This is a genomic window from Solibacillus faecavium (genome assembly GCF_014836905.1).
Classification (GTDB): Bacteria; Bacillota; Bacilli; order Bacillales_A; family Planococcaceae; genus Solibacillus; species Solibacillus faecavium.
Genome location: NZ_JACSPZ010000002.1, coordinates 100172 through 124596 on the forward strand (window position 1 = coordinate 100172; position 24425 = coordinate 124596).

A 24425-nucleotide genomic window follows, 5' to 3' on the forward strand; every position below is an offset into this window, starting at 1 on the left:
AGGGAGTGAGAGTGAATGCTCACATTTTTTAAACGCTATAATCTTACTATTTTGATAGGAATTATATTCATTGCGGTTTGGGCAATCGTCACAAAATATGCAACGTGGATTAATCCGGTTATATTCCCACAGCCAATAACGGTTATCCAGTCATTTAGTGTAAAAATCGGCGAACTTTTGAACGGTGTTGTGAGTTCGATGAAGCTGCTCATTCCAGGCTTTTTTGGAGCATTAATCATAGGAGTTGTAGGGGGGCTGTTCTTCGGATTAAACAGAAGATCGCGAGAAGTGTTAATGCCATATTTCCATGCATTAAGCCCGATTCCTCCGACATTGTTTATTCCATATGTCATCGCGATTTTACCGACGTTTCAAACAGCATCGATGTCTCTTATTTTTATTGGCGCATTTTGGCCCGTTTTCTTAGGAACGATTCACGGAGTTCTTTTAATAGAAAAGCATTATTTGGATAATGCAAAATCACTTGGTTTAAAAGGTCCAACATTTTTATTGAAAGTCGTTTTACCAGCGAGTGCACCTCATATTTTAAGCGGGGCAAGTACGTCATTGGCAATGAGCTTCCTCATATTAACGATTGCTGAAATGTTCGGTGCTTCATCGGGAATGGGGTTCTTCATTCAATACTACAGTGATTTTTCACAATACCACTATGTGTTAGCCGGCATTATATTTAACAGTATTATTATCGTCACGGTTATGATCGCCTTTGAAAAGATTAAAAAACGTCTGCTGTTTTGGACGAATATAAAGGCGGATAGTAAGTGAAGAAATTACTTTATTTACTCGTATTACTGCTTGCCGGCTGTAGCGCACCGTCTGCTGAAACAATTGAAGTGACGATAAAGGCATCAGAACAAGAAGTGGAAGCCTTTGAGCCAGTGAAAATCACTTCACATGTAACACTCAATAACGAATCGATTAGCAGCGGGGTAGAAATTGAGTTTGAATTGATCAATCCGGATGGTACTTCGATTGGAACCGTAACGCCTACAAATGAAGGCGAGGGACTTTATTCAATTGAAACGAGCTTTGATGGTCAAGGTACCTATAAAATCATCTCGCATGTCAGCTACGGAGAATTACATGAAATGCCTGAAGTGGAGGTTACGCTGAAATGAAAAAAGCTACACAGCTAGCCCTTGTTATTGTACTAATTATCGGGCTCAGTTACGCCATTTTATCAAACGTAACGAGCGGTCATGCAGAAGCAAAAATCGATCATATTGAACTTCTGACGCCTACTGGTCAACAAGTCACCATTCCTTCAGAGGGAAGCTACATTCTCAATTTCTGGGCAACGTATTGTCCTCCATGTGAGCGGGAAATGCCGGCGTTTGAAGCAGCTTACGCAACACTGCAAGCACAAAATATCGAGTTGTTTGCGGTGAATGTGGAGGAACCAACGAAACTAGTTAACCGGTATTTAGCACAATTTAATCTATCGTTTCCTATTTTGTTGGATCGGAATGGAGAACTAAAAGAAGTCTATGAAATATTAACATTACCAACAACTTTATTTGTGAAAGACGGAAAAGTTGTACACACCGTCAAGGGTGAACTAAGTGAACAGGAATTGCTTACGTTAACTAAAAATTTTCTTTACTAAAGGAGAGCATCAACTATGACATTTTTTAATCAAGAAACCATTGCCTTACATACAGGGCAAACAGTAGATCCAGTAACAAGATCACGTGCCGTTCCTCTATATCAGACGACTTCTTATGTATTTGATGATACAGAGCATGCGGCAAGCCTTTTTAAACTACAAGGCAGCGGCTATTTATATTCCCGCAATGCGAATCCAACGAATGCCGTTTTTGAAGAGCGTCTCGCTGCACTTGAAGGGGGAGTTGGAGGGTTTGCTGTTTCGTCAGGTCAGGCGGCTATATTAATTGCCGTATTAACTTTGGCACAGGCGGGTGAGGAAATTGTTGCAACAAATGCGCTTTATGGTGGTACTTATACTTTATTTTCCAAAACATTGCCTCGTTTTGGAGTGACAGTACGTTTTGTAGAAGGATCTGATTTACAGCAAGTTGAAGCTGCAATCAACGAAAAGACACGTGCCGTATTTACGGAAACAATCGGGAATCCAAGCTTAGAAATCGCTGACATAGAGGGATTGGCACAAGTTGCACATCGCCATGACGTGCCACTGATTGTTGACAATACATTTGCTACACCTTATTTATCAAAGCCAATCGAATTTGGCGCAGATATCGTTGTTCATTCAACAACAAAATTTATTGGTGGACACGGAACTTCTCTAGGTGGAGCAATTATTGATTCAGGTAAATTTGAATGGAAAGAGACGCGCTTTCCAACGTTTGTACGACCAAATGAATTAATTGATAACCGTTCATTTGTTGAAGCAGCCGGTGAAAAAGCGTTTATCGCGAAAGCACGTTTTGAATTAGGTCATGATTTAGGGGCAACATTGTCACCGTTCAATGCATGGCTATTTATTCAAGGTCTTGAATCTTTGGCTGTTCGCGTACGCCAGCATGTAGTGAATGCACAGGCAGTAGCCGAGTATTTAGCACAGCATGAATTAGTGGAATGGGTAAATTATCCGACATTACAAGGAAATGACCCGCAAAACTTAGTAGCAAAATATTTACCAAAAGGTGCAGGTTCAATTTTCAGCTTCGGCATTAAAGGCGGGTTAGAGGCGGCAAAAACATTTATCAACAATGTACAGCTCCTTTCACATGTGGCAAATGTAGGTGATTCAAAATCACTTGTCATTCATCCGGCAAGTACATCACATTCCCGATTAACGGCTGAGCAGCAGCTTGCAAGTGGTGTTACACCTGGGTTAATCCGTTTATCCATCGGTTTAGAGGACATTGAAGATATTAAAGCAGACTTGGCACAAAGCCTACAAAAGGCTGCCGAAGTCGCGCACATTACAAAATAATAGGGGGATTTGAATATGACAATTGCAGTAGTAGTGAATGATGAAGGTATTGTAACACCAATCGTGGAAGGAACGATTTTACGTATTATTCAAAAAGACCATTCTATAGAAGATTTTCGTAACCCGGCACTCGATTTAACAGAAGGTCGACGCGGTGCCACATTACGTAAAGCCATTGAACAAGGGGCAACAACATTTATCGCACCGCCTGAAACGTTTTGTGAACTTTCTTATAAAAAAGCGCAGGAAGAACAGATTTCGTTTATTAATATCGCAGCAAACCAATCATTTGCACAGGTTGTAGAACAGGTAAATTCAGGTGAAATTCAAATTTCAAAGGAACTGCCGGCTGAAGAAGTAGTACCAAGCGCACCGGCTGTACAATAAGGAGGAAATAACATGGCAAATGTAGAGTTCATTACAATGGCACCAACTTCCGGAGATAGTAAGTATATAGGGAATCAAGTTTCGAATAAAGGCCAGCAAACATGGTCTGGCGTTGGCGTAGATTCAGATCGTGAACCTTCTGTAGAGTATATTACACAGATCGCTCAAGCTGCAGAAAAAGCCGGGTTCTCGACATTACTGTTACCAATTGGCGGAAATTGCGTCGATTCTTTAGTCGCAGCTTCGCATTTAACTGCCCATACGAAAACATTAAATTTCCTATTTGCAGTACGTCCCGGTTCAACAGCTCCAACTCAATTAGCGAAGCAGTTCGCATCAGTTAACTACTGGACGAATAATCGCGTTTTCGTAAACGTCGTAACAGGTGGGGCACCAAAGGAACTGGAAAATGACGGCGACTTTTTATCACACACGGATCGCTACAAGCGTACGCGTGAGTATATCGAAATTTTAAAACGTTTATTCAATGGAGAGACGTTTGATTATGATGGTGAGTTTTACACATTAAAAGGTGCGAACTTGCCGTTACCGGTAAAAGAAGCACCACCGATTTTCTTTGGGGGCTCCTCACCAATTGCAAAAGAAGTCGCTACAGATGTAGCGGATGTCTACATGCTGTGGGGGGAAACATTGGAAACGACAAAAGAAGAGCTGGAGTCGGTTGTCAAACTCGCAAAAGAGAAAAACCGCAATTTATCATACAGTGTGTCATTCCAGGTCGTTTTAGGTGAAACGGAAGAAGAAGCATTTAAAAATGCCAATAAAATTATAAGTCAAATCGAGCCAGAAGTTTTAGCCGCAAAACATGAAAACACATTAAAAAATGGGGCAGTTGGCGTGAACCGTCTGCATCAGCTAATGCTGGAGGCAAAGGATAATAACTTTGTCATTGCACCAAATATTTGGGCCGGCTTAACACAAGTATTATCAGGGAATTCGATTTCCTTAGTCGGAACGCCAAAGCAAGTTGCAGAGCGTATCGTGGAATTTGTAGATTTAGGGTTTGATAAAGTATTACTTCGTGGATTCCCTCATTTAGAGGTCATTACCGACATTGGTGAAAAAGTAATTCCACTTGTGCATGAAATTTTGGCTGAACGCGAAAAGCAAGTAGTATAGGGGGATCATCATGACGAAAAAGCAAATAAAACTAGGTGTATTTCTTATGGGAACGGGTCATCATATCGCTTCTTGGCGTCACCCGGATGCCCAGACAGATGCTAGTGAGAATGTAGAGTTTTTTAAAGAAGTAGCTATAAAAGCAGAGCAAGGAAAACTTGATATGCTGTTTTTGAGTGACGGCCTATCTTTTAATGAACTGTCACATCCGGCTGAACAAGTACGCTTTGAGCCACTGACATTATTAAGTGTTCTATCAACGGTAACAAAAAATATAGGCTTAACAGGTACGGCATCGACTACGTATAATGAGCCTTTCCATATCGCACGGAAATTTTCTTCACTGGATCATTTAAGTAGAGGGCGAGCAGCTTGGAATATTGTCACGAGCTATTATGAGGCAGAGGCAAGTAACTTCAATCAAGATAAGCATTTAGACCATTCATTAAGATATGAGCGGGCAGATGAATTTGTTGAAGTAGTAAAAGGCTTATGGGATTCCTATGAGGATGATGCACTCGCACGTAATAAAGAAACAGGCGAATATATTAAAAAAGGGAAGCTGCACACGTTAAATCATAAAGGCGAATATTATTCGGTGCGCGGTCCATTAAATTCATCCCGACCACCGCAAGGAAGACCAGTATTAGTGCAGGCAGGTTCTTCAGAAGCAGGCACAACATTAGCCGCAAAACAGGCCGATGTTATTTTTACAGCCCAGCAAACATTAGCAGATGCACAAAGCTTTTATAAAAAACTAAAAGATAAGGCAGTCGCAGCAGGTCGTGACCGTGAAGATATAAAAATCATGCCGGGTGTTTCGGTTTATGTAGCTGAAACAGAGGAAAAGGCACGAGCAAAATACGAGGAGCTGCAGCAATTAATTACACCGGAAATTGGCCTGGACTTTTTGGAAGATTATCTAGGTATTGATCTATCAGGCTATGATTTGGATGGTCCACTTCCAAAAGATATTCCGCCAACTAACGGCAACCGCAGTCGTCAGCAACTTATTATCGAGCTTGCTGAGCGTGAGAACCTTTCAATCCGTGAACTGTATTTGAAAATTGCCGGTTCCCGTGGACACCGAATTATTTTCGGTTCGCCTAGTCAAATTGCTGATCAGTTAATAGAATGGGTGGATAACGATGCGGCGGATGGCTTTAATTTAATGCCGCCATACTTCCCAGGAGGATTTACGGATTTTATTGACCTGGTCATTCCGGAACTTCAAAAGCGCGGCGTCTTCCGTACAGAATATGAGGGCAATACATTACGAGAAAATTTAGGCTTACAGCAAGTGCCATCAAGATATGCATTACAACAAGTTTAGGAGGAGTGAAAGATGACAAAAGCAATCTTAATTAATGGCGGTAATAGTATTTCGTCACGATTAACGGGAATACAGCAATATATTGAATCAGTACTAGATAAAGACGGTATCTCATATGAGACGATTCAAGTACACGAACTGCCTGCAAAGGATTTAATAACAGCCAATTTTGCAAGTAAGGAAATCGCAAAGGAAATCGTCAAAGTAGGGGAGGCGGATATTGTATTTTTCTTAACCCCAATTTATAAAGGCTCATTTACAGGGATATTAAAAACTTTCATCGACTTATTACCGCAAAAGGGGCTAGAAAATAAGACGGTGATTCCGGTAGCTATAGGCGGATCAATTGCGCATTTATTGGCTTTGGAATACTCATTGAAGCCGATACTTTCCATTTTAGGAGCTACAACGATATCGAGTCCAATCTATATAGTAGATTCTCAAGTGACAAAAACAGAAAACGGCTTTACATTGGATCAGGCAGCAGTAGACCGCATAGAAAAGGTGTGGGAAACCGTTGCGCCACAAGTGAAACAAACCGTATAAAAGATCATCCTCGCGAAGAGTAATTTACCTCGCGGGGATTTTTTAATGTAAATTTAAATTATGGTATAATTTTGCAGGTTATGGGGGTTTTAGTACAGGGGCAACCAGGAGAAGTAACCAAAATAGGCGGACCAATTCCGCTTATTAAAAAAAATAAAATAAAAACCACCAAAATAAACGGAGATATTCCGTCTATTGAGTAAAAAAACATAGAATTTAAAGATTTTCACGTATATAAGCGGAAATTCTCCCTTTATTTTCATGGAAACGAGCACAATTCTTCAAATAAGGGTAAATCCTCCGCTTATTTAACTCTCTTGAGACAGGAGTCGACTCTTCACTCAAATCAATTCATTAATAAGAGTATTTCCCTTTTACAAAGAAATTTCTACTTCTGTATCAGCCTCGTTAAATTTTAGCTGCTTATGTTCAGGATGTCCCGAAACGACGCTTTTGGGAAATTTCAATACATATTAGATTATAAAATTCATTAAATTAATTTAGCATTAATTGTAACGAATCTTTGTTTCATTCTATATATAAGTGAACTCAATTTAAGGATGTTGGAGGGAGGTATTCAGTGGAGGATTTAAGTGAAATCTATAAATCCTATGCAAATGAAGTAAAACTTTTTCTTCTTTGTTTAACATCAAGTGAGGATTTAGCAGAAGAATTAACACAGGAAACGTTTTATCAAGCGGTTAAATCGATTCATCGTTACAATGGCGAATGCAAAATTTCAGTTTGGTTATGTCAAATTGCTAAGCACAGCTATTTTGATTATTTAAAGAAGGCAAAGCATCGAAATCATACGAGTATTGATTACTTAATTAAAACAGGTGTAGATATACGTTCGAAAGAAGATTTGCCTGATATCGCAATGATTAAAGAAAGTACTCTACGTGAAATCCATCAAGAAATTCGGCAATTACAACAACCGTATTCTGAAATTTTTTTACTTCGAATAACTATGAATTTAAGTTTTAAAGAAATAGGTGACATCTATGAGAAAAGTGAAAACTGGGCAAGGGTTACATATTATCGCGCAAAATGCAAATTAGTAGAAAAGGTGGATTTGGATGAACTGTAATATTATAAAGGATTTGATGCCGTCCTATATAGATGGAATTTGTAGTGATGAAACAGGTGCTGCAATTGAAGAACATATTGAGCATTGCCAAGAATGTAAAAAAACTATGCAACTGATGCAGCAACCCACCATACAAATAGTCGAAACAAATGTAGAGGTTGCGAAAAAACCGTTTAACCTCATTAACAAAAAGCGTCGACTTCAAGTTATTACAGCTATTTTGATGACCTTTATAATTACTTCAATAAGTGCTCTAGTAATACAAGATGTAGGGGTTGTTAATCAATTCTTTTTCCCAAAGGTTACAGCAATTGCACATATAACGGATGACAGCGAAGAATGGCAAAGTATTAGATTCTCTGCCGATGGAATTAATACTCAAGATTATGTGATATATGATAGCGTTTTTTGGAAGAAGGAGATTATTAATGATGCTAATAGTGATAGTAATGTGTATCTAAGAGTAAAAGATGAAAAGGGCGATGTAATTATTGATGAATTTCCAATATCCCCTGGAAAAGGGGTTAAATTAGAAGGTTTAAAAAGGAAAGAAAAATACTTTTTTGAAATAAAAGCTTCACCAGGTCGCTTCTTTATTAATGCAGTATAGATGGCATGTTAACCGCATTGTAAAAGGATCGATGGAAAGGGTGTTGGAAACCGATGCTACATATGGAGAAAAAGAGCTTTATTATTATGAACTATGTAACTTTTAGGGGTATTTTCAGGATTATATAGCAAGCAATTATCGCTAACCAAAAGGAGTAGGATTCATGATTCAAAATTTTCAAGTTGAAAAACATATCAGGAACTGTTTGATGGTAGGTGTCTATGCAAATCAACTAATTATTAATGAGAAATTAGAACTTACATCTAGTGAATTTGTGATTTGTCTTAGAAATCCTATCACATTGGAAACTTGGTATTGGCGATTAGAATGGTTTGAAGATACAAGTGGGCAAGATACGTTAATTATTCATGAGCAGGAAACTCCTGAGCCATTACACTATACGACAGAACCAATTATTTCTAACGATTATTTTATACTAAATTCTAGATTCAGTTTTAATGACAATACTATTAATCAAGTCATTGGTTACGGTTATAAAGACACTAATCATGATATTTTAAGTTCGCTCGTTTTTGAATTTGAAAACTCTTACCTCCTAGTCAATACCGGTCCAGTTATTGAAATGAACTATGTAAAAGTGAAACCAAATATTCAAAGAGATATTATTTTTACATTGAATTAGAGATTCATTCGTTTGAGAAAACGTACCCAACATGCTGTTTAAATAATTATCCTCGCGAAGAGTTGCTCACTTTGCGGGGATATATTTTATAGAAAGGTTATTAATATCCAAAATATGGTATAATTTTGCTGGGGAGGGATGAAATTATGAGTAAACGTTTTATGATGATGCTTGCTGTAACGTTCATTGTGTTTATATCCAGTAGCATTATTTTACTTAATAAGAAAATTGCAGAACCAATAATTATTCCAACTGAAACACAGTATTTACTTAAAGGGGAAGAGGACTTCATTCGAATAAGCTATGTTACAAACCGTAACGAAGATATTGATTTGAAATCTATTCAAGTGGGAGATATAAAGCTATTACCGGGAAATGAAAAAACGAATCCATTCTTTTTTACAGAAATTGAAGAGAAAGATTCATTTTTACAAAGTTATCAGTATTATGATTTACACTCGGTTGAATTTAGAGTGAGTGAAAATAAATACAGTACAGTAACTGCTGCATCCAACCAAACTGCAACAGCATTTTTTTCTAATGGCGTCATTCAGCAGTTCCCTTTGAAAGTCGAGAATATAACAAAAAAGAAAGAATACTTGTTTGTGAGTGTACAGAGTAGAGAAACAATAGATAGTGGATCAGAAACAATATTTACTATTACAGAAGCTGGAACAATAGAAGAAATGGAAACGGTATTTCCTTCAGCAGATATAAAATTATTTAAAGAGGGTAAGCCGCTGACACTTCCATACAATACGCAAAAAGGCGAGAAGCTATCGATTCAGATCTCTCCAAATTACCGCATTTGGGATTCTGTGTATCAGAATGCTATTCTTCACGGGAAATTTGAGTCTAGAGAGCAATTTACTCAGGAAATTGAGCTCTACATAGCTGAGACTCCTCCTGAAAAGTGGATTGAAGACTTTGTGGTAGAAAAGGGGAACAACTGAGTGCGACAATTTTTCTATCAACTACTTATTGGCTATATTTTTATTATTATTGACCTAAACTTTGGGATTGATATTGTACCGGATATAATCGGTTTTATAATCATTGCAAGAGCGATTCAAAAGTATGCCACGTCGAAGTACAATAAGACAGCGATCCTGCTTTCTTATGCTTCAGGCATCATTTCGCTTATAGAAATGCCTTTACTTTATAGTGTATTAGAGAGTTTTCCATACGAAGTAAATCTGCTTTACGTATTTATATCGAACATAATTCAACTTCTTTTCTATTATTATATTTTTGGGGTTTTCTTTAGCTTTGTTCAAGACACACCGCACGTTAACTACACGAAAAAGATTAAACATCTAGTAGTAGGGAGTTTATGGTTTATGATTACATTCCTTTATATTGCTGAACATACCCGAAATCTCATTATTGGATTATTATTCTTAGTGGCAGGCATAGTAGCGGTCATTGGAGTTATTATGTTTTTCGTATACTGTTATAAGATGATGAAGTACGGGGAATCTATGGAGTTTCAAGAAAAGCAGGAACAGGTAGAGCCGTCGTGAAAATAGTAGAGCAGAGAGTAAATGCAACCAGCTTATACGGCCAAAATAGACGGAGAAATTCCGCTTATTAAGAAAATTTAGCGAAAAACCACTAAAATAAACGGAGAAATTCCGTCTATTTCATAAAAATCCATAAAATATAGAGATGTTAATGTACCATAAGTGGAATTTCTACCCTTATTTTCATAGAAATGAGCTCGATTTTTCAAATAAGGGTAAATCCTCCGCTTATTTAACTCTCGGTAGCTATATAAAATTGCTTTACCTGTTAAATTCATTTGATTAGCCATGCTATTACCCTCAAATATAACTATTATAAATGGCTAATCGGAGAATGAATTCCTGGAGTATTAAGTATATTTTGAAAGTAGGTAAATAAATGATTCCGTTAGTTTATGACCAAGTAAATGGTTGGGGAATAGACGATGAATTTTTTCTAACATTATTAAAGAAGATCAATGTAAAGACAATAGCTGATTTAGGATGTGGGACAGGGAGATTAACAACTCACTTTGCAAAAGCAGGCTATCAAATTACAGCAATTGACCCAAATGAAGAAGCAATTGAATATGCAAAAAATAAGCAACATTCCAGTGAAGTAACATGGATTGTTGGTGATAGTACAAATCTACAAACGAATACATATGAAACAGTCATTATGACTGCGAATGTTGCACAAGTATTTCTTACAGAGGAAAGTTGGGAAAAGGTTGTTGCTGATGCTTTCCGAGCGTTAAAACCTGGAGGCCATTTTATTTTCGATACACGTAATCCATTAGTAAAGGTGTGGGAAGAGTGGGAAAAAGATACGACACCTGATTTAGCAACAGATTTGTTGAACGGTGAGCCACTTGAAATTTGGACACAATATGAAGGATTAGCTAATGATGTGTTTACGTTTTATGAAACGGTGAAAAGAAAACACACGGAAGAAGTAGTTATTCATGAAAAGATGCAATTGAAATTTAGAACACAGGAAGCAATATATGAATCACTAAAAAGAGCAGGGTTTTCGCAGGTTCAAATTTATGGAGATTGGGAATTTAATCAAGCAACTTCAAAAACAAAATCTTTTATTTTCCACAGTATTAAATAAATCTCTTTAACGACTCTTTGGGAGTGCATTGATTTATATGGTATAATGCTAAAAAATGGATAATAGGAGGGTTAATATGGTCTTATTTCCAGTAATCGTGTTGCTGTTAGTTATTTTGTTCTTTATTTCCTTTGTACTTTTTATTAGACGGTTATTAATTAATTCCGCGGTTAAAGCAAATAATTCGAGTGATTTAAGTGAAAAAATGGATAAGCTAATTGAACAAAACGAACAGCTCCTTTTATTACTAAAGGAACAAAAATAGATTTATATACAGTTATAAGTTTCCGAAATGAGTTTTGAATTACAGGGGGTTTTCGCTTCTATGGAACAAGCAAAAAAATATAAAGAAATAACTAATAGAAAATCCACTTTAGTCAGATATTTTTATGTTGGAGCTATGCTACTATTTTATTTGAGTTATATTTTATTAGAAAATTACCGTCATCATCAATCTGAAAAATGGAAATCCATAAATAATCTAACATTACAAGATGTACAAGCTATCCAACAGTTAGCATATTGGAATACTGTTTTAGAAAGTTTATTTATAGGTCTATTTTTGATAGGAGCGCTATTTCTTTATAAAAAAAATAGAGAAAAATTAATTTATTTTATAGTGTTAAATATCTGTTTGTTTGCTTTTCTATTCATAATGAGCTACATATTATCCTTTTTTGTGCAATTACCGATTGGAAATTTAACACAACCGTTGTTAATTCCCACTTTTATACTTGTGCCATTAATGTTCTATAGTTCCTTTATTTCCTTAAAGCAACGATTAGGTAGAAGTATTTAAATAAATCGTTCTAACCTATAAGAATTAATTATATATTCCCAAATGGCAGTTGAACTGCACCCCATTTGTTAGACAAATACTAACAAAGAGGTGCGTTTTTTTCTATGGGAAAAATAAGCCCGGAAGATAAATTAGTAACGGTTGATTGCTTTCTAAATCAAACTCAGCATGTACTACGATATCGTGAACAAGATGGAGCGACTAGATCGAGACGCGTATTTAAAAGCTGAAAATTAGGCGATTTATGATGAACACGAAGATCGTTATGGCTACCGTCGTATTCGTGAGGAGCCGGCCAATCGTGGGCAAAAGAACATGAAACGGATTAAGGCAAAATTAAAAATAAGTCCGGTAGAATATCTAACTCAATTTACCAAATCTGTCTAATGGTAATAATCATATCTAATTGATTCAATTGAATATACATAGTGCTATTCTGAGGAGGAACTTATGATAGAAATTAATTATAATCGCGAAGAAGCTTCACTGATTATTGAAAGTCATGATGACAAGGAGCTCACTTTTTTACACGTCTATTACAGCGATGGTAAAAAGAAAGGGGGGTTCGGTGGGAAATACCAATTATCAAAGATAATTAACGATGTATTAATTAATTTTGATTTTCCGTTAGAAATGGAAATATTAGCGCAGCAAGGTAACTTGATAAAACAATTTACATTCAAAGAAACTTCAATAAATAACGCATTAACATTAGATGTAGTAAAGGAAAAGCCATTAGAAGAGATTATTAAATGGACGTTAGAGGATCCAAGCATCTTTCAACCTCCCATCAACCCATCTCTTCAAGAAAATCGATTATTGAAGGAATTTATAGACTTAATCTACGCTTATGCAGATACAGAATATCGCGAACTGGACAACAAACATGCTTATCATCATTTTCTCCAATCCAATTATTCAATTAGGTTAGAGGATAGTGACCAGTCGAATATTATCTTGTCTAAATGTGTAGCTTTACTTGAACTATTAACATTGACACAAGAAGAAATGGCTGAGTTCTTATTAAACTTATTACATCTAAAAAAATAACGTTAAAACACACATACGAAGAAAATTTAAGCAATATAACCTTGTTAGGGGTGACTTCACTAGTGAACCAACATCCCACAAGAATATGCTAAAGATATATTTGCTCAATGAAACCTAGAGGAAAGATGAATGGGGGGAGAAAAAAGGCGTGATTTTAGATCAAGAACTACATATTCGACTTATGGACAAGACTGATTTCAATCTAATGGTAAAGTGGCTAAATAATCAGCAGGTATTAGAGTTTTATGAAGAACCACCTTCAAATTTAGAACGAGTGATAAATAAATACGGACCGAGAATAGACGGCAAACACTATGTTACGCCCTGTATTGTAGAATGCAATAATGAATCAATTGGTTATATGCAATATTATGAGATTCAAGAAACAGAATTGAAAAAGTACGGCTATCCAGGAAACCAAAATATTTATGGAATAGATCAATTTATTGGTGAACCTAAATTATGGGGGCAAGGAATAGGGACAAAAATGATAAAACTGATGTTAAATTTCCTTTGTAATAAAGGTGCCTCAAAGGTTCTATTAGAGGTGAAAAGTAATAACACTAGAGCAATATCAAGCTATAAAAAATGCGGTTTTAAGAGAATTAAAGATCTTAACAACGATCTCGTTTTAATGGAATGGATAGCTTGAATCGATTAATAATAAAAGAAGAACCCATTTTAATCATTCTTTAATCAAAACGGATTCTCCTTATATTTATAAAATACTTACGAGCTTTTCATCAATTCCACCACGGCTGTCACTACTGCTATTTTGCTGTATATTTTTTTATAGCCGGAATAATTTCATTGCCGATCAGCTCGATGTTTTTCATTACTTTATCAAACGGAACGCCACCGAAATCAATTTGAGCCATGAAGCGTTGCATGCCGAACAGTTCATATTGGTACAGCATTTTTTCAATAATTTGATTCGGGCTACCGACCATTAAGGCATCCTCTACTCGAGGGGCCTGTTCTACTTGCCAGCGCGGATAGCCTTGTCCACGAATTGCCTGGAAACCGCCACTTAAAAATGGATGCATCCCGTCAACTGCCTCTTGTTCGGTTTCTGCGACATAAAATAAACTTGTCGTTGCGATCGGTAATGTACTTGTATCAAAGCCACTGCGATCTGCTGCTTCACGGTAAGCATCAACAGAGGCCTTGAAGTTAATCGAAGGACCGCCTAAAGTTGTCAGCATCATCGGAATACCCATATAACCAGCTTTTATGGCACTTCCCGGAGGTCCTCCAACTGCACGCCAAATTGGAATGGAGCCGTTTAATGGCTGCGGCAAAATATGGGCATTATTTAAAGTAGGACGGAATTTACCACTGTAATTGACTACCGTATTGTCATTTAACTGTTTTAGTAAAGCTAGCTTTTCCTCAAATATTTCTTCATAATCACGTAAGCTCACACCGAACAATTCATGTGCGCCAACACGCGATCCACGACCCGCAACAATTTCTGCACGGCCGTTTGAAATTAAATCAATTGTTGCAAAGTCTTCATATACACGAACCGGATCAGCTACACTCAATACGGTTGCAGAGCTCGAAAGTTTGATGCTCTTCGTAGCATTGGCTATCGCACCTAACACAACGGAATGTGCCTGTGTTGTAAAATATTGCTGATGACTTTCACCAACCGCAAACACATCAATCCCAGCTTGCTCGGCTAATTGGCTTGCCTCGATAATCTCGTTTAGACGCTGTTGTGCAGAAATACGAGATCCTGTTAATGGATTTGGCATATGGTCTCCTAATGTATAAAGTCCAAATTCCATCCCTTTTGTTTCATCAATTCGATATTGTTCCATCATTCATTTCTCCTTAAAAAATCGGTTTTAGTTTTGCGGTAATTTCTTCGCGTTTCTCTTCCAAAAAGTCCGGCAAATCCAGCTGTTCCCCGAGTGTTTCGATATCGCCATCACGTAAAAAGCCTGGACCATCAGTTGCTATTTCAAATAAAATTCCGTTCGATTCACGAAAATATAAGCTTTTAAAATAATATCGGTCTACAATGCCTGATGAGATGAATCCACGTTTTTTTACTTGTTCATCCCAATAGGCGAGTTCCTCGTCATTTTTCACACGGATCGCCAAATGGTGAATACTGCCTCGACCTGGTTTTTCGGAAGCACCATCCTGTTCGTTGATGAAAATCTCACCAAATATTTCACCTTTAACGGATTGGAGAAGGGCAGTAGTTTCTGTCTGTTCATTTACTTCATAACCGAATATTTCAGTTAATGTACGAATGAGTTTCCCCATATTTTTTACGGTCATTTCTACAGGACCCATACCTTGTATTTGATGTTCAGGCGGTACTACCGACTTTTCATACGTTTCCCAATGAGGAACTTTTGTATTGGGTGCGGCAATCAGTACCATACGTAAACCTTCTTCATCCTCAAATAGCACAGCAGGACGGTTCGTAAATGTAGAGCGCCCCTCATGCTTTACACCAAACTCATCAAATCGCTTTATCCAATAGTTCAGGCTTTCTTCAGAAGGGACGATTAAACCGATTTTCGTAATCGCATTCGTACCACGATGAGTGCGACCGACTAGTGGAATTTCAAAAAATGATAACTCGGTACCAGGGCTGCCTGTTTTATCTCCGTAGAATAAATGATACATGGAAGTTTCATCTTGATTAACTGTTACTTTTACACGGCGCAACCCTAGAACATCTCGGTAAAAGGTATTATTTTGCTGTGCATTTTTCGTAATCATGGAAATGTGATGATGTCCTGGAATTGTATACATATATGTTTCCTCCTATTTTTACTTACTCCGCTGTTCACTACTCTTTTGAACACGGGATATCAGTTTATATAATATTTTCTGTTCTTCTTTTGTTAATGTTTCGTCAAAAAAAGAAGATTGAAAGGCGAGCTGGGCTTCAAAAGCATTGTTTAACTTTTCGTTGCCTTTTGGTGTTAATGAGATAAATTTCGTTTTCCAGTCCTGATGTCTTGCAATAAGCTGTTCCTGTTCAAGACGTGTAAGCATTCGGGAAATACCACCTTGTGTTACCGTTACTTTCTCTGCAAGCTCGGATTGTGTAATCGGCTCGAATATGGAGATTTGCAAGAGCACATCGAATTGCGCAGTAGTTAAGTCAAACTGTTTTAAAAACTCATTTGAAAGATTGTTACTCTCATGAGTAAAACGCATCATACGAAGCCATATAAGAGAGCCTAAAGTATTTTTCTTCATCGTACACGTCCTTTCTTAGTTATCACTTTACTACTCAAATGATAATAATGCAACGAAAATATCTCGAATTCGAAATAAAATTAATTGTAACTTTTTTACTTTTCTTGCGACCAATATAGAAAGGGGGATGACGAATGCGAAAATGGTTAATTTTATGCATTTTTGTTTTATTAGGTGGCTGTCATTCACCACAGCAATCCGGTTTTATTAAAGCGCTGGAGGAACTGCAAGTACCTATAAAAGTAATGGAGGAAAAAGAAAAATCGATTTTCACGCAGGATTTAAATGGGGAAAAGCCGAAAACGTATTTACTGAATGATAAATTACTCTCGGTATATACATTTGACCAGAGCAAAGATCGTTCAAAAGCGAGGCAGCAATTTTACGAAAAAACCGCCTCACAAAATGTCGTCTCTTATGAACTGTATGAGCAAAATACAATGCTCATTTTTTATGTCCATGAACAAAATTTAAATGTTACCGTTCCATACGATGAACAGATCCGCAAAGCTCTAACACAACTAGGGGAGGACGAGGAATGAAAAGAATACTTATATTTGCGGTGCTGCTGCTGTTAGTCGGATGTACAGATGAACAGAACGATTCAAGTATAATTCAGCGCGCAGTAATTGAACGGGTAGTTAGCGATAAAAATATTGGGACAGAAGAGATCATGGTTTTTGATAAAGAGGAGCTTAATGACATCCAGGATTATTTGTCCGAAACGAAATGGGAGCCAAATGTGAAGCCCGAATTGGTACGGCAGGAAGATATAGTATTAAGATTATTTATTGAATTGGAAAAAAACATGCCTGAACGTATTTATGAGTACCGAATCTGGTATGGGCAAGATCAGTCCATGATGATTCTAAGTAATATTGAAACAGAAGGGTATGGACGGCTAAATGCTAAGTTTGGCAAACCGTTTAAAGAGCTACTTCAAACAATAACAAGTTATAAAAAGCAGGTCATTGATAGACATGGGCAGATTGAAAATGAAGAACTGTTTGAACAATTTTTAAAAGACATCGAAGCAAATAACGAAACATTACTTGAATTAACCCGTTACACAATCGAAGGGGACCCGATTTACTGGACAATTGAATATGACGGACAGCATTTTGCGATTGAAATTGATAACCGGGAAGATGCATTTGGAAGTAAAACGGTGGAAAACTATCAATGCACAAAATTGGATGAGGTTGTGACAGGTTCTTTAATCGATTATAACTTTACAGGGTGTGATGGAGATTTTGATATTAATTTGCTGTCAGTTGAAAAAACTACAGAAGCATCTACTAAGCTTGAAATTCCAAATATAAACTTAGTAATTGGTGATCAAACAATTAAAATTTATAAAGGGGCCTATTCCTGGAGCTCATTTGATGCATCAACCGGAGAAACGACTACAACTATGACAGACCACGCATCGCCCAATCAAATGATGGAGACAGTTCAGGAAATAGAAGTGAATCTAAATGAACCGGTTGAGATCACTTTTGATAGTGAACCGACAAAGGTGGAATTCAATATTTGGAATGAATCAGGCATCACCTCAACGTATTATTCATTGGAAGAAATTAAGGAAACAGGGCCTGTCATTATGGAAATTGTAGGCTATTGGAATGAGAGTCGCGCAACGTATGTAACGGCGTTAAACATAGAATAACAGCAAAATAAAAGGTCAATAAAATCGGGTACATAGATTTTATTGACCTTTATATTATTTTATTTCGCCAGCAATTTGTAATGCCTGCGTGAAATCTTCAATTAAATCGTCTTCATTTTCCAAACCGACTGAAAAACGCAGCAATCCGTCTGTTATACCACGCTTCGCACGCTCTTCCGGCTCCATTGCCGCATGACTCATTTTGGCAGGGTACGATAAAATCGATTCAACACCACCAAGACTGACAGCAAAAACGGGAATCTTCATTGCGTCAACAAACGCTTTGGCAATTTCATAGTTCGGTAAACTAAACGATAATACCGCTCCGGCAGAAGTCGCCTGCGCTGTATGAATCTCATAGCCAGGGTGAGAGGGAAGACCAGGGTAATATACTTTTTCCACTAACGGATGGTCATGTAAAAACTGTGCAATTCGCATCGCAACACGTGATTCTTCATTGAATCGAACAGCTGTTGTTTTCATGTTCTGAATTAACGTGTAGCAATCCTGTACACCTAATACAGATCCAAAAGAATTTTGGACGAAATAAATTTGATTGCCGAGCTCTTCATCCTTCGTTACGACTAAACCGGCCACAATATCCGAATGTCCTGATAAAAACTTCGTCGCAGAATGAATGACTACGTCTACACCCATATCAAGCGGTTTTTGATGCAATGGTGTCATAAACGTATTGTCCAAAAATGTCATCGCACCATGTTGTTTCGCAATCTCGACAACAGCACGAATATCCGTAATACCTAATGTAGGATTTGATGGCGTTTCCATATAAATTAATTTCGTGTCAGGACGGACTGCTGCTTTAACAGCCTCAATATCCGTAAAGTCTACAAATGTATGGGTAATTCCATAGCGAGGCAATACTTTTGTGACAAAACGGTACGTCCCTCCGTAGACATCCTCTGTAATAACGATATGATCACCGGCAGATAAAATCATAAAGCATGCAGATACAGCAGCCATGCCTGTTGCAAAGGCGAAACCTCGATTTCCGCCTTCCAGTTCAGCGATAGCCTTTTCCAATGCGGCACGTGTCGGGTTACCGGAACGGGCATAATCATATTCGCCAAATTCATCGATTGATTCTTGATGGAAAGTGGAAGAAAGGTACATCGGTACATTTACTGCACCTTTTTTATCGGCATAGCCTTCACGAATGGCCCCGTGAATAAGTGCTGTTTCAATGCGATTGGTCATGAGAATTCACCTCGTAACGTATCGAAAACTTGCTGAAGGTCGGCAATTAAATCATCCGCTTCTTCAATCCCTACAGAAAAACGCAGCAATCGGTCACATACTCCACGTGCTACACGCTCCTCATACGGCATATCGGCATGAGTCTGTGTGGCAGGGTATGTAATAAAGCTTTCCACGCCGCCTAAGCTTTCTGCAAATGTAATAAGTTTCATTGCTTTTAAAAACGGATTGACCATCAAAGCTTCCTTCACGCGGAATGAAAGCATGCCGCCTTTTCCTGTATACAGCACATCCGTAACGAGTGGTTCATTCTTTAAATACTCCGCAATTTTCTTCGCATTTGCATCATGCTGCTTTAGACGAAGATGCAAAGTTTTCAATCCGCGAATAAGCAGCCACGAATCCATCGGTGCTAACACCATACCGATTCCGTTATGATAATAGGCTAGTTTTTCACACAACTCTGTACCTTTTGCAACGACAAGTCCTGCTAATACATCATTGTGTCCGCCAATATATTTCGTTGCACTATGTAAAACAATATCCGCTCCTAATTCAATCGGACGCTGGAAATACGGTGTATAAAATGTGTTATCCACAATTAAAAGTAATTGATGCTTTTTAGCCAATGCTGCATATTGAACTAAATCAATTTCCTGCATTAAAGGATTCGTAGGTGTCTCGATAAACAACGCCTTCGTATTTTCATTGATTGCACTTTCTACTTCATTTACATTCGTAAACGCATTATAGACAGGTTTAATGTTGTAATTTTCTGAAAACGTTTTAAATAGTCGGTACGTTCCGCCGTATAAATCCTCTGGTACGATTAGTTCATCATTCGGTTTAAATAATGACATGACAAGCTGAATGGCTGCCATCCCTGAACTACAGGCAAACCCAGCATCTCCACCTTCAAGTTCTGCAATTCCTTCTTCCAAAATAGAGCGTGTCGGATTTTTTGTACGTGTATAATCATAGCCCGTAGATTCACCGATTCCAGTATGCTGGTAGGCTGTAGACATATAAATCGGAGGATTGATTGCTCCTGTTTTTGCATCACTTAAATTTCCAAGCTGTACTAATTTTGTCTCAATAGAGCGCTGTGACATGAAAACACTTCCTTACACTTAATTTACGAAACATTTCAAATGGATCGATTATTAAATCAATTTAACATGAACAACTGAAAGGGACAATAGCGGAAAGTAGGAATTAACGAAATGGAGAGTAAAACGTGTAAAAAAGAACAATAACGCAACTCTGCAACAAATGGACATGTATAAATAATTGCTAAAATAGTTGCATATACTTCCAAAAAACAAACGACGCCAATCGACATTTCTGTTTGACAATAAACGATGATCTTTAATGTTAGACCGTTTCTCAATTATTTCCCCAAATATTTCACCTCTTTTTCTTAACCCTAAAGTAATTCCACATTTTATGATTGATACATAGTGAAAATAACACGTGAAACAAGAAAATCTAGCAATATACTTATAAAGGATAAGGAATTTTGGCAGTAAGCCTTCTAAACAAACATATGGATTTCGAAATCAACGAAGAGGAGAAGGTAATATAATGATACATGTATTTCTAATAGCAGCATTGGGTTTCATTGGAACAGCCTTTTTTATAATGCCATACCTTATAGCTGTTGCATTATGTATACTAGTGAATTGGATGATGATCCGGATTACATTTCCACATCTAAAAAAACACATGATTGAACGGGAACTGCCAAATGGAAGTCCTTAATCAGCTTGTGTCGCAATATGGGTACTTGGCTATTTTCGTAATTCTTTCATTAGGGCTTTTCGGACTCCCAATCCCTGATGAATTACTCGTTTTATGGATAGGGTATTTTACTAAAATCGGCACGCTGAATTACACCTATTCTCTTGTCGTCTGCATTATCGGTACGTTTCTCGGGATGATGTTCAGCTATTATGTTGGGAAAAAAGCGGGTCGTCCTTTAATTGAGCATATTGGCAGGTGGATTGGATTAACAGACAAAAGAATAGGAAAGACCGAAAAATGGATTCATAAGTATGGCCCGTCTTCTATTGTCATCAGTTTCTTTATACCAGGTATACGGCATGTTACAGGCTATTTCTTTGGTGTTTCTCAGATGAGATTAAAAACCTATGCGATTTATGTAGGCATCAGTGCAATTATTTGGTGTTGTGTACTTTTAACTTTAGGAAGAATGGTAGGTCACTTTGATTAATAACACGGGGGAGAATTAAAAGAGCAATGGTTAATATTCATTATGAAAGCCACGAAATGTTGAATCTATAACATTTCATGGCTTTTTTAGTTTATCTGATTAAGATTTGATTATTTGGCTTGTTCGTTCTTTAATAAATCACGAATTTCTTTTAAAAGTTCTTCCTTCGTATCAAGTTCCGGTTTTGGCTCTTCTACAATTTCCGATTCCTTTTTCCGATTTAATTTTGTTAATAGGCGTAGAGCCATGAAAATGGCAAACGCAATAATAAGAAAATCAATAATCGATTGGACAAATACTCCAAGTGCTATTTGTGCCTCACCTGAACCAAATTTCCACTCATCCTTTAAATCAATTCCACCTGTAAGCATCCCTACAAGAGGCATAATAATATTTTCTACTAAAGATGTTACGATTTTTCCAAATGCAGATCCAATTACAACTGCAACAGCTAAGTCGATGACATTACCTTTCATCGCAAATTCCTTAAAGTCTTTCCACATCTTCAACAACTCCTAAAATCAATAATTAATGCAGTTTTCTATTGTAACGATTGTCTATCTGATTATCAACTATGAAATAGAGTTGAAATTTAGTAAAATGAATAGAATAGTAGGGTTTTAATCAGTTAAAGATTGGTGGCGGCTATGGCAAAAAGCAAAAAGAAACAACCTTTATTATCACCTAAAGTAAAAATTTACTTAATCGTACTACTCATTCCGATATCATTAACAATATACATATTTGCTTTTTTTAGTTGGCAGCAAATTCGTGGATTGCCTTTTATCGAACGATTTACCGAAAAGTCGGTCTACCAGCAAATTCAGGATCAATTTGATTTAGAAATCCCGATCGAGTACATACCTGTCTATGTAGCGGCGGAACAAAAGTATAATGTTCCATGGACACTTCTTGCTGCGCATCATCGAGTAGAAACGCGTTTTTCTACAATGAGAACGCTTATTTCCCCAGTGGGAGCAGAAGGGCATATGCAATTTATGCCTTGTACATTTGTCGGCTGGAAGCACCCGTCATGTAAAGACTTAGGTTTAGGTGAGATTCCGGAAAAGGATAAAACGAATCCAGCAGTAATAAAAAAATATGGTGGGTATGGGGTAGATGCCAATGGCGATGGTATTGCAGATCCGTTTGACATTGAAGACGCGATTTTTAGTGCGGCAAAGTTTTTATCGATTGCCGGAGTAAGGAATGGGGAACTGAAAAAAGCTGTTTTTCAATATAATCACAGCGATGCCTATGTAGAAGATGTTTTATATTATTACAAACAATACCGTGATTATGGTGATCAATTGAAGCAAATTGCAATGGATGATACTAAATAAAAAAAAACTAAATGCTTAGCAGGAATAAGTTGTTCGTGTTCATTGATTTGAATTGATTATTAGTCATCGTAGATATCGTATCTAATAAGTTGATTGGAGTGGAGGGACCGTGACTCCACCGGGAAACGCACGCGCGGAAGATCCACTAAATTGTGCCTGCCCTTGTAGGCACAATTTAGTTAGCTGGAGCCGTGCCCGGGGAAAGCATCGGTCTCGGAATGGAAATCAACGGTGTTCATTAGTTAACTTTATTTTAATAAAAAAGACTGTAGGCAAATCCGAATTTCTTCGAGTTTGTCTACAGTCTGAAAGTGTGACGTGAAGTCACACTTTTTTAAAACTTAGATGCACAGATTTTTTGGGATTTGGTGTTTATTACGCTGCTTTTCGCATAGAACGTAAAATGAAGCTTACGACGAAAATCAATACAATAGCACCAATTAATGCTGGGAATACATAGAAGTCAGAAACTCTCCATCCCCAATTTCCTAATAACATACTACCGATCCAAGAACCGACAATACCTGCAATAATATTACCGATAATGCCTCCTGGAACGTCCTTACCTAGAATTACTCCTGCTAACCAACCTAAAATACCTCCGATAATTAAAAACCAAATAAAACTCATCATATAAATGTCCAACTCCTTCTGAAAATAGTGAATGATAATTGCATCTAGTTAGTTATTTCCTTTCTTCAGAAGGGTTAAACATTTTTAAGCTTTCTATTGGTGTGTTAAATAATGGTAGCGCCTAAACAGCCTTTAAAATGTTGCAGCGCCCAAGCATGTCCTGCCTCATTGAAACTAGCTACCGCCTTATCTGGAATTGTGATTTTATAGCCAAGGTTGTAGCTGTCAACGGCTGTATGCAACACACATATATCTGTACAAACCCCGACAAGAACTACTTCTTCGACACTTCGCTCACGTAGAAGGATATCCAAGTTTGTGCCTGCAAAAGCACTGTAGCGGGTTTTATCGAAAGAAATAACCTGTTCTTTGTATTTTTCATACATGTCCTTTACCGATCCATAAAGGTCACGGCCTTTTGTTCCTCTAATATTGTGAGGCGGGAATAATTTTGATTCAGGGTGGTAAGGATCATTTTCTTCATGTAAATCATTCGCAAAAACTACTACTTCATTTTGTTCTACAAATTGTTCAATTAACGAGCTTATGTCCTGTTCAATAGCCTGCCCAGCAGCTCCACAAGTTAATTTTCCATCCGATGCGACAAAATCATACGTATAATCGATTACAATCAGTGCTCTTTTTACCATAATTAGCCTCCTTGATATGTTATAAAGCTATTATGCCATGATAAAAGAAATAATGATAAAATAAATAGTTAACTAAATATTCGAAATATTTTGATTTATTTAGTTGGGTAATGTATATTAAGAATATCAAAAAATTAAACGGGGTGGAGTGGATAAGATGGATCAGGCATTAATGAGGAAATTAAACCGTCAGGCACTTATTTTTGTAGGAATCCACAGCTTTATAATCTTGAACTTTGCAATTGAATTACTACTACTCTAATAAAATGGTATATTCCTAACCTAGCATC

At 37.2% G+C, this 24425-nt stretch carries 32 protein-coding genes; 22 read left to right on the plus strand and 10 right to left on the minus strand.

All coding sequences use genetic code 11. From position 1 onward, the window contains the following. Window positions 1–15 precede the first annotated feature (15 nt). The 13 genes from H9635_RS03990 to H9635_RS04050 all read left to right on the plus strand — a co-directional run bounded on the left by H9635_RS03990 (window position 16) and on the right by H9635_RS04050 (window position 10213). The gene (locus H9635_RS03990; protein WP_191698861.1) at window positions 16–786 is read left to right on the plus strand and encodes an ABC transporter permease; all 771 of its coding nucleotides are present in this window, start codon (window positions 16–18) and stop codon (window positions 784–786) included. Beyond that, on the plus strand, window positions 783–1139 hold the full coding sequence (locus H9635_RS03995; protein ID WP_191698862.1) for a FixH family protein: 357 nt from the start codon (window positions 783–785) through the stop codon (window positions 1137–1139). The genes H9635_RS03990 and H9635_RS03995 overlap by 4 nt, the downstream gene beginning before the upstream one ends. After that, window positions 1136–1627, plus strand: coding sequence for a redoxin domain-containing protein (locus tag H9635_RS04000; protein ID WP_191698863.1), 492 nt, complete (start codon window positions 1136–1138; stop codon window positions 1625–1627). The genes H9635_RS03995 and H9635_RS04000 overlap by 4 nt, the downstream gene beginning before the upstream one ends. A 15-nt stretch (window positions 1628–1642) precedes the next feature. Then, window positions 1643–2941: an O-acetylhomoserine aminocarboxypropyltransferase/cysteine synthase family protein gene (locus tag H9635_RS04005; RefSeq protein ID WP_191698864.1), complete on the plus strand. Its 1299-nt coding sequence runs from the start codon at window positions 1643–1645 to the stop codon at window positions 2939–2941. Between the two features lie 15 nt (window positions 2942–2956). After that, on the plus strand, window positions 2957–3328 hold the full coding sequence (locus H9635_RS04010; RefSeq protein WP_191698865.1) for a chemotaxis protein CheY: 372 nt from the start codon (window positions 2957–2959) through the stop codon (window positions 3326–3328). Between the two features lie 12 nt (window positions 3329–3340). Then, entirely contained in the window at window positions 3341–4468 is a 1128-nt protein-coding gene (locus H9635_RS04015; RefSeq protein WP_191698866.1) for an LLM class flavin-dependent oxidoreductase, read from the plus strand. A gap of 4 nt (window positions 4469–4472) precedes the next feature. Further along, a complete protein-coding gene (locus H9635_RS04020; protein WP_318245183.1) occupies window positions 4473–5801 on the plus strand; it encodes an LLM class flavin-dependent oxidoreductase in 1329 nt (442 codons plus the stop codon). Window positions 5802–5813: 12 nt separating this feature from the next. Next, the gene (gene ssuE, locus H9635_RS04025; RefSeq protein ID WP_191698868.1) at window positions 5814–6347 is read left to right on the plus strand and encodes an NADPH-dependent FMN reductase; all 534 of its coding nucleotides are present in this window, start codon (window positions 5814–5816) and stop codon (window positions 6345–6347) included. A 580-nt stretch (window positions 6348–6927) separates the two neighbouring features. Beyond that, window positions 6928–7437, plus strand: a complete 510-nt coding sequence (locus H9635_RS04030) for an RNA polymerase sigma factor (protein ID WP_191698869.1) — start codon at window positions 6928–6930, stop codon at window positions 7435–7437. Beyond that, window positions 7427–8047, plus strand: coding sequence for a zf-HC2 domain-containing protein (locus tag H9635_RS04035; protein WP_191698870.1), 621 nt, complete (start codon window positions 7427–7429; stop codon window positions 8045–8047). The genes H9635_RS04030 and H9635_RS04035 overlap by 11 nt, the downstream gene beginning before the upstream one ends. 163 nt (window positions 8048–8210) lie before the next feature. Beyond that, window positions 8211–8690, plus strand: a complete 480-nt coding sequence (locus H9635_RS04040; RefSeq protein WP_191698871.1) for a hypothetical protein — start codon at window positions 8211–8213, stop codon at window positions 8688–8690. 146 nt (window positions 8691–8836) lie between these two features. Then, complete coding sequence (locus tag H9635_RS04045; protein WP_191698872.1) at window positions 8837–9643, plus strand: hypothetical protein; 807 nt, start codon at window positions 8837–8839, stop codon at window positions 9641–9643. Beyond that, window positions 9644–10213: a hypothetical protein gene (locus H9635_RS04050; protein ID WP_191698873.1), complete on the plus strand. Its 570-nt coding sequence runs from the start codon at window positions 9644–9646 to the stop codon at window positions 10211–10213. Window positions 10214–10290: 77 nt separating this feature from the next. Here the strand turns inward: H9635_RS04050 and H9635_RS04055 are convergent, their stop codons facing one another. Beyond that, window positions 10291–10503 (minus strand): hypothetical protein, encoded by a 213-nt coding sequence (locus H9635_RS04055; RefSeq protein WP_191698874.1) that lies wholly within the window; start codon window positions 10501–10503, stop codon window positions 10291–10293. Window positions 10504–10592: 89 nt separating this feature from the next. Here H9635_RS04055 and H9635_RS04060 point away from each other — a divergent pair, with 89 nt between their 5' ends. From H9635_RS04060 to H9635_RS04080, 5 genes are all read left to right on the plus strand, one after another. Further along, a complete protein-coding gene (locus H9635_RS04060; RefSeq protein WP_191698875.1) occupies window positions 10593–11309 on the plus strand; it encodes a class I SAM-dependent methyltransferase in 717 nt (238 codons plus the stop codon). A 76-nt stretch (window positions 11310–11385) separates the two neighbouring features. After that, window positions 11386–11574 (plus strand): DUF4083 family protein, encoded by a 189-nt coding sequence (locus H9635_RS04065; protein WP_191698876.1) that lies wholly within the window; start codon window positions 11386–11388, stop codon window positions 11572–11574. Between the two features lie 60 nt (window positions 11575–11634). Then, the gene (locus H9635_RS04070; protein WP_191698877.1) at window positions 11635–12108 is read left to right on the plus strand and encodes a hypothetical protein; all 474 of its coding nucleotides are present in this window, start codon (window positions 11635–11637) and stop codon (window positions 12106–12108) included. A gap of 450 nt (window positions 12109–12558) precedes the next feature. Beyond that, window positions 12559–13158, plus strand: coding sequence for a hypothetical protein (locus tag H9635_RS04075; protein ID WP_191698878.1), 600 nt, complete (start codon window positions 12559–12561; stop codon window positions 13156–13158). A gap of 148 nt (window positions 13159–13306) precedes the next feature. Beyond that, complete coding sequence (locus tag H9635_RS04080; RefSeq protein WP_191698879.1) at window positions 13307–13810, plus strand: GNAT family N-acetyltransferase; 504 nt, start codon at window positions 13307–13309, stop codon at window positions 13808–13810. Window positions 13811–13928: 118 nt separating this feature from the next. Here the strand turns inward: H9635_RS04080 and H9635_RS04085 are convergent, their stop codons facing one another. The 3 genes from H9635_RS04085 to H9635_RS04095 are packed head-to-tail and all read right to left on the minus strand — an operon-like array spanning window position 13929 to window position 16389. Continuing rightward, complete coding sequence (locus H9635_RS04085) at window positions 13929–14984, minus strand: LLM class flavin-dependent oxidoreductase (protein WP_191698880.1); 1056 nt, start codon at window positions 14982–14984, stop codon at window positions 13929–13931. 13 nt (window positions 14985–14997) lie between these two features. Further along, on the minus strand, window positions 14998–15936 hold the full coding sequence (locus H9635_RS04090; protein ID WP_191698881.1) for a ring-cleaving dioxygenase: 939 nt from the start codon (window positions 15934–15936) through the stop codon (window positions 14998–15000). 18 nt (window positions 15937–15954) lie between these two features. After that, on the minus strand, window positions 15955–16389 hold the full coding sequence (locus H9635_RS04095) for a MarR family winged helix-turn-helix transcriptional regulator (RefSeq protein ID WP_191698882.1): 435 nt from the start codon (window positions 16387–16389) through the stop codon (window positions 15955–15957). A 134-nt stretch (window positions 16390–16523) separates the two neighbouring features. Here H9635_RS04095 and H9635_RS04100 point away from each other — a divergent pair, with 134 nt between their 5' ends. Further along, window positions 16524–16931: a putative periplasmic lipoprotein gene (locus H9635_RS04100; protein ID WP_191698883.1), complete on the plus strand. Its 408-nt coding sequence runs from the start codon at window positions 16524–16526 to the stop codon at window positions 16929–16931. Next, window positions 16928–18058: a DUF4362 domain-containing protein gene (locus tag H9635_RS04105; protein WP_225231114.1), complete on the plus strand. Its 1131-nt coding sequence runs from the start codon at window positions 16928–16930 to the stop codon at window positions 18056–18058. The genes H9635_RS04100 and H9635_RS04105 overlap by 4 nt, the downstream gene beginning before the upstream one ends. A 54-nt stretch (window positions 18059–18112) precedes the next feature. Here the strand turns inward: H9635_RS04105 and metC are convergent, their stop codons facing one another. Genes metC through H9635_RS04120 form a run of 3 tightly spaced genes read right to left on the minus strand, consistent with a single transcriptional unit; the run spans window position 18113 to window position 20666 of the window. Continuing rightward, on the minus strand, window positions 18113–19276 hold the full coding sequence (metC, locus tag H9635_RS04110; protein ID WP_191698884.1) for a cystathionine beta-lyase: 1164 nt from the start codon (window positions 19274–19276) through the stop codon (window positions 18113–18115). Then, complete coding sequence (locus tag H9635_RS04115; protein ID WP_191698885.1) at window positions 19273–20388, minus strand: methionine biosynthesis PLP-dependent protein; 1116 nt, start codon at window positions 20386–20388, stop codon at window positions 19273–19275. The genes metC and H9635_RS04115 overlap by 4 nt, the downstream gene beginning before the upstream one ends. A gap of 56 nt (window positions 20389–20444) precedes the next feature. Next, entirely contained in the window at window positions 20445–20666 is a 222-nt protein-coding gene (locus H9635_RS04120; RefSeq protein WP_191698886.1) for a hypothetical protein, read from the minus strand. Window positions 20667–21023: 357 nt separating this feature from the next. On the opposite strand from H9635_RS04120, the gene H9635_RS04125 reads away from it, so the two are divergent. Next, on the plus strand, window positions 21024–21509 hold the full coding sequence (locus H9635_RS04125; RefSeq protein ID WP_191698887.1) for a DedA family protein: 486 nt from the start codon (window positions 21024–21026) through the stop codon (window positions 21507–21509). A gap of 110 nt (window positions 21510–21619) precedes the next feature. Here the strand turns inward: H9635_RS04125 and mscL are convergent, their stop codons facing one another. After that, entirely contained in the window at window positions 21620–22012 is a 393-nt protein-coding gene (gene mscL / locus H9635_RS04130) for a large conductance mechanosensitive channel protein MscL (RefSeq protein WP_191698888.1), read from the minus strand. A 144-nt stretch (window positions 22013–22156) separates the two neighbouring features. Between mscL and H9635_RS04135 the strand changes: the two genes are divergently transcribed. Next, window positions 22157–22852, plus strand: a complete 696-nt coding sequence (locus H9635_RS04135; protein WP_191698889.1) for a lytic transglycosylase domain-containing protein — start codon at window positions 22157–22159, stop codon at window positions 22850–22852. Window positions 22853–23227: 375 nt separating this feature from the next. On the opposite strand, the gene H9635_RS04140 is transcribed toward H9635_RS04135, so the two are convergent. Next, window positions 23228–23485, minus strand: a complete 258-nt coding sequence (locus tag H9635_RS04140) for a GlsB/YeaQ/YmgE family stress response membrane protein (RefSeq protein WP_191698890.1) — start codon at window positions 23483–23485, stop codon at window positions 23228–23230. Between the two features lie 104 nt (window positions 23486–23589). Further along, window positions 23590–24135, minus strand: a complete 546-nt coding sequence (locus tag H9635_RS04145) for a cysteine hydrolase family protein (RefSeq protein ID WP_191698891.1) — start codon at window positions 24133–24135, stop codon at window positions 23590–23592. Window positions 24136–24425 lie beyond the last annotated feature (290 nt).

What these genes read in the sequence shown, in the direction of transcription:
- H9635_RS03990 (WP_191698861.1), top strand. Translation starts at nt 16, where the DNA reads ATGCTCACATTTTTTAAACGCTATAATCTTACTATTTTGATAGGAATT.
- H9635_RS04000 (WP_191698863.1), top strand. Translation starts at nt 1,136, where the DNA reads ATGAAAAAAGCTACACAGCTAGCCCTTGTTATTGTACTAATTATCGGG.
- H9635_RS04005 (WP_191698864.1), top strand. Translation starts at nt 1,643, where the DNA reads ATGACATTTTTTAATCAAGAAACCATTGCCTTACATACAGGGCAAACA.
- H9635_RS04010 (WP_191698865.1), top strand. Translation starts at nt 2,957, where the DNA reads ATGACAATTGCAGTAGTAGTGAATGATGAAGGTATTGTAACACCAATC.
- H9635_RS04015 (WP_191698866.1), top strand. Translation starts at nt 3,341, where the DNA reads ATGGCAAATGTAGAGTTCATTACAATGGCACCAACTTCCGGAGATAGT.
- ssuE (WP_191698868.1), top strand. Translation starts at nt 5,814, where the DNA reads ATGACAAAAGCAATCTTAATTAATGGCGGTAATAGTATTTCGTCACGA.
- H9635_RS04035 (WP_191698870.1), top strand. Translation starts at nt 7,427, where the DNA reads ATGAACTGTAATATTATAAAGGATTTGATGCCGTCCTATATAGATGGA.
- H9635_RS04040 (WP_191698871.1), top strand. Translation starts at nt 8,211, where the DNA reads ATGATTCAAAATTTTCAAGTTGAAAAACATATCAGGAACTGTTTGATG.
- H9635_RS04045 (WP_191698872.1), top strand. Translation starts at nt 8,837, where the DNA reads ATGAGTAAACGTTTTATGATGATGCTTGCTGTAACGTTCATTGTGTTT.
- H9635_RS04055 (WP_191698874.1), bottom strand. Translation starts at nt 10,503, where the DNA reads ATGGCTAATCAAATGAATTTAACAGGTAAAGCAATTTTATATAGCTAC.
- H9635_RS04060 (WP_191698875.1), top strand. Translation starts at nt 10,593, where the DNA reads ATGATTCCGTTAGTTTATGACCAAGTAAATGGTTGGGGAATAGACGAT.
- H9635_RS04065 (WP_191698876.1), top strand. Translation starts at nt 11,386, where the DNA reads ATGGTCTTATTTCCAGTAATCGTGTTGCTGTTAGTTATTTTGTTCTTT.
- H9635_RS04070 (WP_191698877.1), top strand. Translation starts at nt 11,635, where the DNA reads ATGGAACAAGCAAAAAAATATAAAGAAATAACTAATAGAAAATCCACT.
- H9635_RS04075 (WP_191698878.1), top strand. Translation starts at nt 12,559, where the DNA reads ATGATAGAAATTAATTATAATCGCGAAGAAGCTTCACTGATTATTGAA.
- H9635_RS04085 (WP_191698880.1), bottom strand. Translation starts at nt 14,984, where the DNA reads ATGGAACAATATCGAATTGATGAAACAAAAGGGATGGAATTTGGACTT.
- H9635_RS04090 (WP_191698881.1), bottom strand. Translation starts at nt 15,936, where the DNA reads ATGTATACAATTCCAGGACATCATCACATTTCCATGATTACGAAAAAT.
- H9635_RS04095 (WP_191698882.1), bottom strand. Translation starts at nt 16,389, where the DNA reads ATGAAGAAAAATACTTTAGGCTCTCTTATATGGCTTCGTATGATGCGT.
- H9635_RS04100 (WP_191698883.1), top strand. Translation starts at nt 16,524, where the DNA reads ATGCGAAAATGGTTAATTTTATGCATTTTTGTTTTATTAGGTGGCTGT.
- H9635_RS04105 (WP_225231114.1), top strand. Translation starts at nt 16,928, where the DNA reads ATGAAAAGAATACTTATATTTGCGGTGCTGCTGCTGTTAGTCGGATGT.
- metC (WP_191698884.1), bottom strand. Translation starts at nt 19,276, where the DNA reads ATGACCAATCGCATTGAAACAGCACTTATTCACGGGGCCATTCGTGAA.
- H9635_RS04115 (WP_191698885.1), bottom strand. Translation starts at nt 20,388, where the DNA reads ATGTCACAGCGCTCTATTGAGACAAAATTAGTACAGCTTGGAAATTTA.
- H9635_RS04125 (WP_191698887.1), top strand. Translation starts at nt 21,024, where the DNA reads ATGGAAGTCCTTAATCAGCTTGTGTCGCAATATGGGTACTTGGCTATT.
- mscL (WP_191698888.1), bottom strand. Translation starts at nt 22,012, where the DNA reads ATGTGGAAAGACTTTAAGGAATTTGCGATGAAAGGTAATGTCATCGAC.
- H9635_RS04135 (WP_191698889.1), top strand. Translation starts at nt 22,157, where the DNA reads ATGGCAAAAAGCAAAAAGAAACAACCTTTATTATCACCTAAAGTAAAA.
- H9635_RS04140 (WP_191698890.1), bottom strand. Translation starts at nt 23,485, where the DNA reads ATGATGAGTTTTATTTGGTTTTTAATTATCGGAGGTATTTTAGGTTGG.
- H9635_RS04145 (WP_191698891.1), bottom strand. Translation starts at nt 24,135, where the DNA reads ATGGTAAAAAGAGCACTGATTGTAATCGATTATACGTATGATTTTGTC.